We start from the raw sequence: 14405 nt of genomic DNA, 5'->3' as shown, positions 1-14405 counted from the left end.
GCGTTAGCGCTCCAATTGACCGTTTCTATCGTATAAACACGCTGTACCCCGCGCGCAGGGCCGATATAATGCGGCCCTTTGCCGTCGCTTCGTCTGTTGACGTTTCGAACAGGCCTTTGGCCGCAGCCTCCGTGGAAGAACCTAATGAAAAGCGCAGAAATCCGTGAAGCCTTCCTTCGCTTCTTCGAAGAGCAAGGCCACACCCGTGTAGCCTCCAGCTCTTTGATTCCGGGCAACGACCCAACCCTGCTGTTCACCAACGCGGGGATGAACCAGTTCAAGGACTGCTTCCTGGGCCAGGAAAAGCGCGCGTACACCCGCGCCGTCAGCAGCCAGAAATGCGTGCGCGCCGGCGGCAAGCACAACGATCTGGAAAACGTCGGTTATACCGCTCGTCACCACACCTTCTTCGAAATGCTGGGTAACTTCAGCTTCGGTGACTACTTCAAGCGTGACGCCATCACTTACGCCTGGAACTTCCTGACTTCCGACAAATGGCTGAACCTGCCGAAGGAAAAGCTCTGGGTCACCGTCTACGCCAGCGATGACGAGGCGTACGACATCTGGACCAAGGAAATCGGGGTTCCGGCCGAGCGCATGGTTCGCATCGGCGACAACAAGGGCGCGCCTTACGCCTCCGACAACTTCTGGACCATGGGCGATACCGGCCCGTGCGGCCCTTGCACCGAGATTTTCTACGATCACGGCGCCGACATCTGGGGTGGCCCACCGGGCTCGCCGGAAGAAGACGGCGACCGCTACATCGAAATCTGGAACAACGTGTTCATGCAGTTCAACCGCACCGCCGACGGCGTGTTGCACCCGCTGCCAGCGCCATCGGTGGACACCGGCATGGGCCTGGAGCGGATCAGTGCCGTGCTGCAGCATGTTCACTCGAACTATGAAATCGACCTGTTCCAGAGCCTGCTGAGCGCTTCGGCCAAGGCCATCGGTTGCACCAACGATGCCCAGGCTTCGCTGAAAGTCGTGGCTGACCACATTCGTTCCTGCGGCTTCCTGATCGCCGACGGCGTGCTGCCGTCCAACGAAGGCCGCGGTTATGTGCTGCGCCGCATCATTCGCCGCGCTTGCCGTCATGGCAACAAACTGGGCGCCAAGGGCAGCTTCTTCTACCAGATCGTCACGGCCCTGGTCGCCGAGATGGGTGAAGCTTTCCCTGAATTGAAATCCCAGCAGTCGCATATCGAGCGCGTGCTCAAGGCCGAAGAAGAACAATTCGCCAAGACCCTGGAACAGGGCCTGAAGATCCTCGAGCAGGACCTGGCCGAATTGAAGGGCGACGTGGTGCCAGGCGACGTAGTGTTCAAACTCTACGACACCTACGGTTTCCCGATGGACCTGACTGGCGACATCGCTCGCGAGCGCAACCTGACCATCGACGAAGCAGGCTTCGAGCGCGAGATGGAAGCCCAGCGCGTCCGTGCCCGTTCGGCCAGCTCCTTCGGCATGGACTACAACAGCCTGGTCAAGGTCGATGTGGACACCGAGTTCACCGGCTACACCGCCCACAGCGGTTCGGCAAAAATCGTTGCTCTCTATAAAGACGGGCAATCGGTCGACGTGTTGAATGAAGGCGACGAGGGCGTGGTTATTCTGAACCAGACGCCGTTCTACGCCGAATCCGGCGGGCAGATCGGTGATTGCGGCTTCCTCCAGGCTGGCGCTGCACGTTTCGACGTGCGCGACACCACCAAGACCGGCGGCGCGTTCCTGCACCACGGTGTGCTGGACTCGGGTAGCCTGATCGTCGGTGCTCCGGTCGAGACTCACGTCGATGCCGAAGTGCGTCACGCGACGTCGCTGAACCACTCGGCGACTCACTTGCTGCACGCCGCATTGCGTCAGGTGCTGGGCGATCACGTTCAGCAGAAAGGCTCGTTGGTCGACAGTCAGCGCCTGCGCTTCGACTTCAGCCACTTCGAAGCCATCAAGCCTGAGCAGCTCAAAGCGCTGGAAGACATCGTCAACGCCGAGATTCGCAAGAACTCCGAAGTTGAAACCGAAGAAACCGATATCGAAACCGCCAAGCAGAAAGGCGCCATGGCGCTGTTCGGCGAGAAATACGGCGACAACGTGCGCGTGCTGAGCATGGGCGATTTCTCCGTCGAGCTGTGCGGTGGTATCCACGCCAACCGTACCGGCGACATCGGCCTGCTGAAAATCATCAGCGAAGGCGGTGTGGCTGCTGGCGTGCGCCGTATCGAAGCAGTGACAGGCGCTGCGGCACTGGCTTACCTGAACGCTGCGGAAGAGCAACTCAAGGAAGCGGCCAGCCTGGTCAAGGGCAGCCGCGACAACCTGATCGACAAGCTGTCGGCTGTGCTGGAGCGCAACCGTCTGCTGGAGAAGCAACTCGAGCAGTTGCAAGCCAAGGCCGCCAGTGCGGCGGGTGACGACCTGTCGGCGCAAGCCTTGGACGTCAAGGGCGTGAAAGTGCTGGCCGTGCGTCTGGACGGGCAGGATGGCAAGGCGCTGCTGGCGCTGGTCGATCAACTGAAAAACAAACTCGGCCGCGCAGTGATCCTGCTCGGCAGTGTCCATGAGGAAAAGGTCGTTCTGGTTGCAGGCGTAACCAAAGACCTGACTGGCCAACTCAAAGCCGGTGATTTGATGAAACAGGCCGCTGCGGCAGTGGGCGGGAAGGGCGGTGGTCGTCCAGACATGGCGCAAGGCGGTGGTACCGACGCTGGCGCCCTGGATGCGGCACTGGCGCTGACCGTACCGTTTGTAGAGCAGGGTTTATAAGGCAGTGTCTGCGGTCCGCAGTCTAGTGGCGGGCCGCAACGCTGTTTGAGTGTTTATTTGGGCGCCCTTCATGGGCAGAGGCGGCTTTGAAATGGCTTTGATCGTACAGAAATTTGGAGGCACCTCGGTCGGCACCGTCGAGAGAATCGAGCAGGTTGCCGACAAGGTTAAGAAATTCCGTGATGCCGGCGATGACCTGGTGGTTGTGCTGTCTGCAATGAGCGGCGAAACCAACCGTCTGATCGATCTGGCCAAGCAAATCAGTGGCGGCGATCAACCGGTTCCTCGCGAGCTGGACGTGATCGTCTCCACCGGTGAGCAGGTGACGATTGCCCTGTTGGCCATGGCGTTGATGAAGCGCGGTGTACCAGCGGTGTCCTACACCGGCAACCAGGTACGGATCCTGACGGATAGCGCACACAACAAAGCGCGTATCCTGCAGATCGACGACCAGAAGATTCGTGGTGACCTTAAGGCCGGTCGCGTGGTGGTTGTCGCCGGTTTCCAGGGCGTCGACGAGCACGGCAATATCACCACCCTCGGTCGTGGCGGTTCCGACACCACCGGCGTGGCCCTGGCAGCGGCCCTGAAGGCTGACGAATGCCAGATCTACACCGACGTCGATGGCGTCTACACCACAGACCCGCGCGTAGTGTCCGTGGCCCAGCGCCTGGACAAGATCACCTTCGAAGAGATGCTGGAAATGGCCAGCCTCGGTTCCAAGGTGCTGCAGATCCGTGCGGTGGAATTCGCCGGCAAGTACAACGTCCCGCTGCGCGTACTGCACAGCTTCAAGGAGGGTCCGGGCACCCTCATTACTATTGATGAAGAGGAAACCATGGAACAGCCGATCATTTCCGGTATCGCTTTCAACCGCGATGAAGCCAAGCTGACCATCCGTGGCGTGCCAGACATCCCAGGCGTTGCCTTCAAGATTCTCGGCCCTATCAGCGCCGCGAACATCGAAGTCGACATGATCGTGCAGAACGTCGCGCACGATAACACCACCGACTTTACCTTCACCGTGCACCGCAACGACTACCAGGCGGCGCAAACCGTGCTGGAGAAAACCGCTGGCGAGCTGGGTGCACGTGAAGTCATCGGCGACACCAAGATCGCCAAGGTGTCGATCGTCGGCGTTGGCATGCGCTCCCACGCAGGCGTCGCCAGCCGCATGTTCGAAGCGCTGGCCAAGGAAACCATCAACATCCAGATGATCTCGACTTCGGAAATCAAGGTTTCCGTGGTGATCGAAGAGAAGTACCTGGAACTGGCTGTGCGCGCCTTGCACACGGCTTTCGAACTGGACGCACCGGTCCGCCAGGGCGAGTGATGCGTTTGCCAGAGGGCGCGGTCTGACCGCGCCCTTTGTTTTTTTGCACGGCGCGACCCCAAGGCTGTTCTTTTGCTCGCGCTGGTCAATACTCAGGCATGTAGGCCTTCGACCACTTTGGTTGTAGGTCGAGTGCCTTTTTTTTGCAGACTGTTGTCCCTGAAAATGTAATGCGTGAGGAGAAAGGTATGCTGATTCTGACTCGTCGGTGCGCAGAAAGCCTGATTATTGGTGATGGCGAAATCACCGTGACCGTGCTCGGCGTCAAAGGAAATCAAGTGCGCATCGGTGTCAACGCCCCGAAAGAGGTTGCGGTCCATCGTGAGGAAATTTACCTGCGTATAAAGAAAGAGAAGGACGAAGAACCAAGCCATTAATTTTTATCGTTTTTTATGTTTGCAAACGGGGAAAAGGTTGGTTAAGATACGCCCCGTGTTGCGGAGAGCTGGCCGAGTGGCCGAAGGCGCTCCCCTGCTAAGGGAGTACACCTCAAAAGGGTGTCGGGGGTTCGAATCCCCCGTTCTCCGCCATTATTTGCGTAGTACGTTGTAATCTGGCTTCTTCGGTAAGTTGTTGAAATTACTAGAAAAAGTGCTTGACATAGAGATTAGACGGCCTATAATGCGCGGCAACAAATGCACTCGTAGCTCAGCTGGATAGAGTACTCGGCTACGAACCGAGCGGTCACAGGTTCGAATCCTGTCGAGTGCACCATTTAAGAGTTGTTTGCAGTGATGTGAATAACTTGGCTTCAACCAGTTGTGATCTGGTCTAAAAACACAAATGCACTCGTAGCTCAGCTGGATAGAGTACTCGGCTACGAACCGAGCGGTCACAGGTTCGAATCCTGTCGAGTGCACCATACAAACAAAAAGCCCGCCTTTAAAGCGGGCTTTTTGCCGTCTGGGATTTGGCTTTTCCCTTCGTACATCCTCTTTCGTCGAACTCGATGCTGGCGCTGCGACCTTGCTTGGCTTGGTAGTGGTAGCGGGTGCTTGAGTTTCGAATGCTGATCTTGTCTGGCTTGCCCAGAGCGCTTTCGACATCCTTTTGGGTCATGCCGGCGATCACGCGCTGATTGATGATTGCTTCGCGGCGCTCGCTGGCGCTGATCAGGTTTGCACATTTGTCTACTGTCTGACCGACAACCAGCGGATCGCGGTGATCGATTTCCAGGTTCGATGTTTGCCGCTGCTGTTGCGGCGCAAGTGGGATATTCGTGCCAGGCCGGTAAGGGTTCACCTTCTGGTAGGAAAGGCTTTCGTCGATGGCGCAGCTCATCGTGGTAAAGGTGATGCGCCCGTCAGCCCTCTCGCAGCGGATAATCGTTGCACCAGGTGTTTCGAGCGGCAGGTAGAGCAGGGTGGCGAGTCCCAGGCGGGATAATCTCGATGGCATTGCGAGTCCTCCGTGACGGCTACCGATCAAGGCTAGCGCCTGCATTTTCCATCGCTAGTGTGTTTTCTTTTCGAGATGAGTCGTCGCACTTTCATGTGTCAGGCGCGCACTCAGGATTGTTTCGCAAGCGCTTGTTTCAGCCGCGATTTTTTAACGTTTTAAGCCGTCAGTCGGTGTATGATTGCGCCCGTCAGCCCCGCCGGGGCTTTTGGATTACCTCCATGGACTTACCCAGTAGTTACTCAATACCCCGATTTTCCAATCATGAATTGACTGATTGATCCTTCCGGCGCACCCCGCTGCTGGGAGTGGAGTTCGCCTATGTCTGAAGTAGAAGTAAAGAAAACGCAGGAAAGCTTGCAGGACCGTCTGGCTCAAGTTGTTGAGCTGTTGCAGCGTCAGCGAGTAGTTGAAGACCTGACTCATCGCCAGGAAGGTCCGAATCAGGATCGCGTCGAAAACCTGGTTCACCGGCAAAATCTCGTTGAGCTGCAACGCAAGCTCGATGACCTGCACTCCGCCGACGTCGCCTATATTCTTGAAGCCCTGCCACTGGATGACCGCCTGACACTCTGGCAGTTGGTCAAGGCTGATCGCGACGGCGACATCCTGCTCGAAGTATCCGATTCGGTTCGTGAAACCCTGATCGCCGACATGGACGATCACGAGCTCCTGGCTGCGGCCAAGGACATGGATGCCGACGAACTGGCCGACCTGGCCTCCGAGCTGCCTCGAGATGTCGTCCATGAGCTGATGGAGACCCTCGATGCCCAGCAGCGCGAGCGTGTGCGCTCGGCGTTGTCCTATGACGAGGACCAGGTCGGTGCGTTGATGGACTTCGAGATGGTCACCATCCGTGAGGATGTCAGTCTCGAAGTGGTCCTGCGCTACCTGCGACGCCTGAAGGAGCTGCCAGGCCATACCGACAAATTGTTCGTGGTTGACTACGACGGCGTGCTCAAGGGTGTGCTGCCGATCAAGCGCCTGCTGGTCAACGATCCGGATAAGCAGGTTTCCGAGGTCATGGCCAGCGATCCGGTGAGTTTCCATCCGGATGAAGAAGCCTACGATGCTGCCCAGGCGTTTGAGCGTTACGACTTGATTTCGGCCCCCGTCGTTGACAAGAACGGCAAATTGATCGGCCGTCTGACCATTGATGAAATGGTCGACCTGATTCGTGAGGAGAGCGAAAACGAAGTTCTCAACATGGCAGGTCTGCGTGAAGAAGAGGATATTTTCGCGTCGGTCTGGAAGTCCCTGCGTAACCGTTGGGCCTGGCTGGCAGTGAACCTGATTACCGCATTTGTGGCTTCCCGGGTAATTGGCCTGTTCGAAGGCTCCATCGAGAAGCTGGTGGCGCTGGCTGCATTGATGCCGATCGTTGCGGGTATCGGAGGTAACTCCGGCAACCAGACCATCACCATGATCGTTCGGGCCATGGCGCTGGACCAGGTGAGTACAGGTAACACTTCGCGTCTGATGCGCAAGGAGTTGGCGGTTGCCTTGATCAATGGCGTGATTTGGGGGGGAGTCATTGGCGTAGTTGCCTACCTGCTTTATGGCAGCTGGTCGCTCGGCGTGGTAATGACCGCTGCCATGACCCTCAATCTGTTGCTGGCGGCGTTGATGGGGGTCTTGATCCCGATGACGCTGGCGCGACTTGGGCGTGATCCTGCCATGGGGGCGAGTGTGATGATTACCGCCATGACCGATAGTGGTGGTTTCTTTATCTTCCTGGGGCTGGCAACGATTTTCCTACTCTGAGGTGCTTGTTCCAAAGCCCGCCCTACGGCGGGCTTTTTTTTTGCCAAATTTCAGGCAAAAAAAAGCCAGCGATCAGGCTGGCTCGAACTTGCGGGGATGAATCAGGAGGCGTCTGCAGTCATTTCGGCATCATGGGCGATCAGTGAAACAAGCGCATTTTGCTGGCGGTGAGAGAGTTGGCGGAAGCGCTGAAGCAATTCGCGCTCGTGCAATGACAGCTCCGGGCTGTCCAGCCGCATGCTCAGCTCTTCGCCCAGTGCGCCTTCCTGAATGAGACTCTGCTCCAGGCGCGCAATGATCTCGGAGTTCATGCTGCGGTGATGATTGCGAGCCACCTCGGCAATGCGTTCACGCATTCCGTCTGGCAGACGTACGACGAACTTGTCAGCCGTACGGCTGGAATAAATTGCCTGTTTCAATGGGCGCATATATTTAACCGGTTAGTTCAGGGGAGCGGTTCTCGGGATTGGCCGCAGGATGTCAGATAGGACAAGCGCTCTGGCCAAATGTTCAACCTGAATTGGTAGAGGCACGCATCATGCCTCAAAATCGCCAGTTCATTGGCGTCAATTCTGTGACAAATATTGAGCTGGCTAAAGGCGTTATGCCAGCACCAATTGTCAGAAATGCGGACTGGTTTTGAAAAAAACACCGGGTCCGTGTCTCTGGCCGCGTCCTTTGCCCCCGTAACTCCTGAAAAAGCCGAGGGGCATCCCATGCGGATTCGATCACTGTTCCTTATCTGTACAGGATAGTGGCAAATGGCCGATTTACTAGTGTTAGTCGTATGATGAGATTCATTTGGGATGGGTGGCAGGTCGATTTTCCCTGGGGTGGGCTTCGTTGGCGGCGCGGGCACTGGTTCGCTTCTGCTTCGCTCGTTAAAACTTCAAGCCCTTGCGTGACATCTGCCTACACTTAAAAAGCCTACGCATGACATGACAAAGGCAGGTTCGCCCGTTAACATGCTCGCCGTCTATCGCTACGCGTCTCTTCGCGGGCATCTTGTGTCTCAGTAGCTCAATTGGATAGAGCATCCCCCTCCTAAGGGGAAGGTTGGCAGTTCGAACCTGCCCTGGGACACCATTCAATCAAGTCTTCAGCTGTTCATAATTCCCGCTCCAGGCCTTTATGGGTTGACGGCGGGTGCAAATGGATTGCTCGAGGCATAAAAAGGCCCTGCTCAGATGCGTATCTGGCAGGGCTTTTTCATTTATGTGGCAAGCACCTGGGCATCCTTTCCGGTTTGGGCTCTTCTATATAGAGGAAGAGGCGACTATTTCTGCATCAAGTACCTTTTTGCCAGGAAACCAAATCAATGCTTGACGGCAGATTCTGGAAGCCTATAATTCGCCCCACTTCCGGCGCAGTCGAAACGGAAAACTCCTTGGTAAACAATGAGTTAAGCAGTTTTCGGCAGCAGGTTGCTTCAGTTCATCGAAGTGCAAAGGAAGTTGAAAAAGAGGTGTTGACAACAGCGTGTAACGCTGTAGAATTCGCCTCCCGCTGATGAGAGATCTGAAGCGCAAGTGGTTGAAGTTGTTAAGGATTCCTTGAAAACTTCTGAAAAATACCACTTGACAGCAAATGAGGCTGCTGTAGAATGCGCGCCTCGGTTGAGACGAAAGATCTTAACCAACCGCTCTTTAACAACTGAATCAAGCAATTCGTGTGGGTGCTTGTGGAGTCAGACTGCTAGTCAGCAGATTATCAGCATCACAAGTTACTCCGCGAGAAATCAAAGATGTAACCAACGATTGCTGAGCCAAGTTTAGGGTTTTCTCAAAACCCAAAGATGTTTGAACTGAAGAGTTTGATCATGGCTCAGATTGAACGCTGGCGGCAGGCCTAACACATGCAAGTCGAGCGGATGAAGAGAGCTTGCTCTCTGATTCAGCGGCGGACGGGTGAGTAATGCCTAGGAATCTGCCTGGTAGTGGGGGACAACGTCTCGAAAGGGACGCTAATACCGCATACGTCCTACGGGAGAAAGCAGGGGACCTTCGGGCCTTGCGCTATCAGATGAGCCTAGGTCGGATTAGCTAGTTGGTGAGGTAATGGCTCACCAAGGCGACGATCCGTAACTGGTCTGAGAGGATGATCAGTCACACTGGAACTGAGACACGGTCCAGACTCCTACGGGAGGCAGCAGTGGGGAATATTGGACAATGGGCGAAAGCCTGATCCAGCCATGCCGCGTGTGTGAAGAAGGTCTTCGGATTGTAAAGCACTTTAAGTTGGGAGGAAGGGCAGTAAATTAATACTTTGCTGTTTTGACGTTACCGACAGAATAAGCACCGGCTAACTCTGTGCCAGCAGCCGCGGTAATACAGAGGGTGCAAGCGTTAATCGGAATTACTGGGCGTAAAGCGCGCGTAGGTGGTTTGTTAAGTTGGATGTGAAATCCCCGGGCTCAACCTGGGAACTGCATTCAAAACTGACAAGCTAGAGTATGGTAGAGGGTGGTGGAATTTCCTGTGTAGCGGTGAAATGCGTAGATATAGGAAGGAACACCAGTGGCGAAGGCGACCACCTGGACTGATACTGACACTGAGGTGCGAAAGCGTGGGGAGCAAACAGGATTAGATACCCTGGTAGTCCACGCCGTAAACGATGTCAACTAGCCGTTGGGAGCCTTGAGCTCTTAGTGGCGCAGCTAACGCATTAAGTTGACCGCCTGGGGAGTACGGCCGCAAGGTTAAAACTCAAATGAATTGACGGGGGCCCGCACAAGCGGTGGAGCATGTGGTTTAATTCGAAGCAACGCGAAGAACCTTACCAGGCCTTGACATCCAATGAACTTTCCAGAGATGGATTGGTGCCTTCGGGAACATTGAGACAGGTGCTGCATGGCTGTCGTCAGCTCGTGTCGTGAGATGTTGGGTTAAGTCCCGTAACGAGCGCAACCCTTGTCCTTAGTTACCAGCACGTAATGGTGGGCACTCTAAGGAGACTGCCGGTGACAAACCGGAGGAAGGTGGGGATGACGTCAAGTCATCATGGCCCTTACGGCCTGGGCTACACACGTGCTACAATGGTCGGTACAGAGGGTTGCCAAGCCGCGAGGTGGAGCTAATCCCATAAAACCGATCGTAGTCCGGATCGCAGTCTGCAACTCGACTGCGTGAAGTCGGAATCGCTAGTAATCGCGAATCAGAATGTCGCGGTGAATACGTTCCCGGGCCTTGTACACACCGCCCGTCACACCATGGGAGTGGGTTGCACCAGAAGTAGCTAGTCTAACCTTCGGGAGGACGGTTACCACGGTGTGATTCATGACTGGGGTGAAGTCGTAACAAGGTAGCCGTAGGGGAACCTGCGGCTGGATCACCTCCTTAATCGACGACTCAGCTGCTTCATGAGCTCCCACACGAATTGCTTGATTCATTGAAGAAGACGATAGAAGCAGCTCGAAATTGGGTCTGTAGCTCAGTTGGTTAGAGCGCACCCCTGATAAGGGTGAGGTCGGCAGTTCGAATCTGCCCAGACCCACCAATTTTGTTATGGGGCCATAGCTCAGCTGGGAGAGCGCCTGCCTTGCACGCAGGAGGTCAGCGGTTCGATCCCGCTTGGCTCCACCATAAACTGCTTCGAAGTTTGAGAGTTTAGAAATGAATATTCTGCGATGAATATTGATTTCTAGTCTTTTGATTAGATCGTTCTTTAAAAATTTGGGTATGTGATAGAAAGATAGACTGAACGTTACTTTCACTGGTAACGGATCAGGCTAAGGTAAAATTTGTGAGTTCTCTTAGTTGAGAAATTCGAATTTTCGGCGAATGTCGTCTTCACAGTATAACCAGATTGCTTGGGGTTATATGGTCAAGTGAAGAAGCGCATACGGTGGATGCCTTGGCAGTCAGAGGCGATGAAAGACGTGGTAGCCTGCGAAAAGCTTCGGGGAGTCGGCAAACAGACTTTGATCCGGAGATGTCTGAATGGGGGAACCCAGCCATCATAAGATGGTTATCTTGTACTGAATACATAGGTGCAAGAGGCGAACCAGGGGAACTGAAACATCTAAGTACCCTGAGGAAAAGAAATCAACCGAGATTCCCTTAGTAGTGGCGAGCGAACGGGGACTAGCCCTTAAGTGGCTTTGAGATTAGCGGAACGCTCTGGAAAGTGCGGCCATAGTGGGTGATAGCCCTGTACGCGAAAATCTCTTAGTCATGAAATCGAGTAGGACGGAGCACGAGAAACTTTGTCTGAATATGGGGGGACCATCCTCCAAGGCTAAATACTACTGACTGACCGATAGTGAACTAGTACCGTGAGGGAAAGGCGAAAAGAACCCCGGAGAGGGGAGTGAAATAGATCCTGAAACCGTATGCGTACAAGCAGTGGGAGCCCACTTTGTTGGGTGACTGCGTACCTTTTGTATAATGGGTCAGCGACTTATTTTCAGTGGCGAGCTTAACCGAATAGGGGAGGCGTAGCGAAAGCGAGTCTTAATAGGGCGTCTAGTCGCTGGGAATAGACCCGAAACCGGGCGATCTATCCATGGGCAGGTTGAAGGTTAGGTAACACTGACTGGAGGACCGAACCGACTACCGTTGAAAAGTTAGCGGATGACCTGTGGATCGGAGTGAAAGGCTAATCAAGCTCGGAGATAGCTGGTTCTCCTCGAAAGCTATTTAGGTAGCGCCTCATGTATCACTGTAGGGGGTAGAGCACTGTTTCGGCTAGGGGGTCATCCCGACTTACCAAACCGATGCAAACTCCGAATACCTACAAGTGCCGAGCATGGGAGACACACGGCGGGTGCTAACGTCCGTCGTGAAAAGGGAAACAACCCAGACCGTCAGCTAAGGTCCCAAAGTTATGGTTAAGTGGGAAACGATGTGGGAAGGCTTAGACAGCTAGGAGGTTGGCTTAGAAGCAGCCACCCTTTAAAGAAAGCGTAATAGCTCACTAGTCGAGTCGGCCTGCGCGGAAGATGTAACGGGGCTCAAACCATACACCGAAGCTACGGGTATCACCTTCGGGTGATGCGGTAGAGGAGCGTTCTGTAAGCCTGTGAAGGTGAGTTGAGAAGCTTGCTGGAGGTATCAGAAGTGCGAATGCTGACATGAGTAACGACAATGGGTGTGAAAAACACCCACGCCGAAAGACCAAGGTTTCCTGCGCAACGTTAATCGACGCAGGGTTAGTCGGTCCCTAAGGCGAGGCTGAAAAGCGTAGTCGATGGAAAACAGGTTAATATTCCTGTACTTCTGGTTATTGCGATGGAGGGACGGAGAAGGCTAGGCCAGCTTGGCGTTGGTTGTCCAAGTTTAAGGTGGTAGGCTGGAATCTTAGGTAAATCCGGGATTCCAAGGCCGAGAGCTGATGACGAGTTACCTTTCAGGTGACGAAGTGGTTGATGCCATGCTTCCAAGAAAAGCTTCTAAGCTTCAGATAACCAGGAACCGTACCCCAAACCGACACAGGTGGTTGGGTAGAGAATACCAAGGCGCTTGAGAGAACTCGGGTGAAGGAACTAGGCAAAATGGCACCGTAACTTCGGGAGAAGGTGCGCCGGTGAGGGTGAAGGACTTGCTCCGTAAGCCCACGCCGGTCGAAGATACCAGGCCGCTGCGACTGTTTATTAAAAACACAGCACTCTGCAAACACGAAAGTGGACGTATAGGGTGTGACGCCTGCCCGGTGCCGGAAGGTTAATTGATGGGGTTAGCTAACGCGAAGCTCTTGATCGAAGCCCCGGTAAACGGCGGCCGTAACTATAACGGTCCTAAGGTAGCGAAATTCCTTGTCGGGTAAGTTCCGACCTGCACGAATGGCGTAACGATGGCGGCGCTGTCTCCACCCGAGACTCAGTGAAATTGAAATCGCTGTGAAGATGCAGTGTATCCGCGGCTAGACGGAAAGACCCCGTGAACCTTTACTATAGCTTTGCACTGGACTTTGAATTTGCTTGTGTAGGATAGGTGGGAGGCTTTGAAGCGTGGACGCCAGTTCGCGTGGAGCCATCCTTGAAATACCACCCTGGCAACTTTGAGGTTCTAACTCAGGTCCGTTATCCGGATCGAGGACAGTGTATGGTGGGTAGTTTGACTGGGGCGGTCTCCTCCTAAAGAGTAACGGAGGAGTACGAAGGTGCGCTCAGACCGGTCGGAAATCGGTCGTAGAGTATAAAGGCAAAAGCGCGCTTGACTGCGAGACAGACACGTCGAGCAGGTACGAAAGTAGGTCTTAGTGATCCGGTGGTTCTGTATGGAAGGGCCATCGCTCAACGGATAAAAGGTACTCCGGGGATAACAGGCTGATACCGCCCAAGAGTTCATATCGACGGCGGTGTTTGGCACCTCGATGTCGGCTCATCACATCCTGGGGCTGAAGCCGGTCCCAAGGGTATGGCTGTTCGCCATTTAAAGTGGTACGCGAGCTGGGTTTAGAACGTCGTGAGACAGTTCGGTCCCTATCTGCCGTGGACGTTTGAGATTTGAGAGGGGCTGCTCCTAGTACGAGAGGACCGGAGTGGACGAACCTCTGGTGTTCCGGTTGTCACGCCAGTGGCATTGCCGGGTAGCTATGTTCGGAATAGATAACCGCTGAAAGCATCTAAGCGGGAAACTAGCCTCAAGATGAGATCTCACTGGGACCTTGAGTCCCCTGAAGGGCCGTCGAAGACTACGACGTTGATAGGTTGGGTGTGTAAGCGCTGTGAGGCGTTGAGCTAACCAATACTAATTGCCCGTGAGGCTTGACCATATAACACCCAAGCAATTTGATGCTCCTAGTTGAAAAGACGAAAGAGACCAGATTGCGGTGTGTGAAGACGAAACGAACCGAAAGTTCGAAGTTCACAAAACACCGAAGCTATCACATACCCAATTTGCTGAAGCGAGGCCATCTGGTCACGACTCAGTACCCGAATTTCTTGACGACCATAGAGCGTTGGAACCACCTGATCCCATCCCGAACTCAGAAGTGAAACGATGCATCGCCGATGGTAGTGTGGGGTTTCCCCATGTGAGAGTAGGTCATCGTCAAGATTAAATTCCAAAACCCCTATCTGCGCATGCAGGTAGGGGTTTTGTTTTTGTGCCCGATTTTTCCCCTGTAGGAGCGAGCATGCTCGCGAAGAACCGGAGAGCGCCACGGTATATCAGGCCCCAGCCTTATCGTTGACGACCATCGT

Annotated in this window: 6 protein-coding genes, 6 tRNA genes and 3 rRNA genes; 13 read left to right on the top strand and 2 right to left on the bottom strand. The window is 54.6% G+C overall.

Annotated features, from left to right (window positions below; all coding sequences use genetic code 11):
- Nucleotides 1-144: 144 nt before the first annotated feature.
- From alaS to HGP31_RS24655, 6 genes are all read left to right on the top strand, one after another.
- Complete coding sequence (gene alaS / locus HGP31_RS24680) at nt 145-2766, top strand: alanine--tRNA ligase (protein WP_168758846.1); 2622 nt, start codon at nt 145-147, stop codon at nt 2764-2766.
- A 91-nt stretch (nt 2767-2857) separates the two neighbouring features.
- On the top strand, nt 2858-4099 hold the full coding sequence (locus HGP31_RS24675; protein ID WP_008057978.1) for an aspartate kinase: 1242 nt from the start codon (nt 2858-2860) through the stop codon (nt 4097-4099).
- Between the two features lie 188 nt (nt 4100-4287).
- Complete coding sequence (gene csrA, locus HGP31_RS24670) at nt 4288-4476, top strand: carbon storage regulator CsrA (protein WP_002554426.1); 189 nt, start codon at nt 4288-4290, stop codon at nt 4474-4476.
- Between the two features lie 62 nt (nt 4477-4538).
- A tRNA-Ser gene (locus tag HGP31_RS24665) sits at nt 4539-4629 on the top strand.
- 107 nt (nt 4630-4736) lie between these two features.
- Nucleotides 4737-4813, top strand: a tRNA-Arg gene (locus HGP31_RS24660).
- 71 nt (nt 4814-4884) lie between these two features.
- Nucleotides 4885-4961 (top strand) — tRNA-Arg (locus HGP31_RS24655).
- A gap of 20 nt (nt 4962-4981) precedes the next feature.
- On the opposite strand, the gene HGP31_RS24650 is transcribed toward HGP31_RS24655, so the two are convergent.
- The gene (locus HGP31_RS24650; protein WP_151143180.1) at nt 4982-5497 is read right to left on the bottom strand and encodes a cell envelope protein SmpA; all 516 of its coding nucleotides are present in this window, start codon (nt 5495-5497) and stop codon (nt 4982-4984) included.
- Between the two features lie 321 nt (nt 5498-5818).
- On the opposite strand from HGP31_RS24650, the gene mgtE reads away from it, so the two are divergent.
- A complete protein-coding gene (gene mgtE, locus HGP31_RS24645; protein WP_020800785.1) occupies nt 5819-7261 on the top strand; it encodes a magnesium transporter in 1443 nt (480 codons plus the stop codon).
- A 101-nt stretch (nt 7262-7362) separates the two neighbouring features.
- Here mgtE and HGP31_RS24640 read toward each other — a convergent pair whose 3' ends face one another.
- Complete coding sequence (locus HGP31_RS24640; RefSeq protein WP_008066583.1) at nt 7363-7689, bottom strand: Arc family DNA-binding protein; 327 nt, start codon at nt 7687-7689, stop codon at nt 7363-7365.
- A gap of 581 nt (nt 7690-8270) precedes the next feature.
- On the opposite strand from HGP31_RS24640, the gene HGP31_RS24635 reads away from it, so the two are divergent.
- The 6 genes from HGP31_RS24635 (at nt 8271) to rrf (ending at nt 14259) form a co-directional block, all read left to right on the top strand.
- Nucleotides 8271-8347: transfer RNA gene (locus HGP31_RS24635), tRNA-Arg, on the top strand.
- Between the two features lie 715 nt (nt 8348-9062).
- Nucleotides 9063-10599: ribosomal RNA gene (locus HGP31_RS24630) — 16S ribosomal RNA — on the top strand.
- A gap of 80 nt (nt 10600-10679) precedes the next feature.
- Nucleotides 10680-10756, top strand: a tRNA-Ile gene (locus HGP31_RS24625).
- Between the two features lie 10 nt (nt 10757-10766).
- Nucleotides 10767-10842: transfer RNA gene (locus HGP31_RS24620), tRNA-Ala, on the top strand.
- Nucleotides 10843-11081: 239 nt separating this feature from the next.
- Nucleotides 11082-13975: ribosomal RNA gene (locus HGP31_RS24615) — 23S ribosomal RNA — on the top strand.
- A gap of 168 nt (nt 13976-14143) precedes the next feature.
- Nucleotides 14144-14259: ribosomal RNA gene (gene rrf / locus HGP31_RS24610) — 5S ribosomal RNA — on the top strand.
- Together the 16S, 23S and 5S rRNA genes with 2 tRNA genes alongside form the textbook arrangement of a ribosomal RNA operon.
- The last annotated feature ends 146 nt before the right edge of the window (nt 14260-14405 follow it).

The organism is Pseudomonas umsongensis, from assembly GCF_012647205.1.
In the GTDB taxonomy this organism is placed as follows: Bacteria; Pseudomonadota; Gammaproteobacteria; order Pseudomonadales; family Pseudomonadaceae; genus Aquipseudomonas; species Aquipseudomonas umsongensis.
This window is presented reverse-complemented; position numbering and strand designations above follow the sequence as displayed.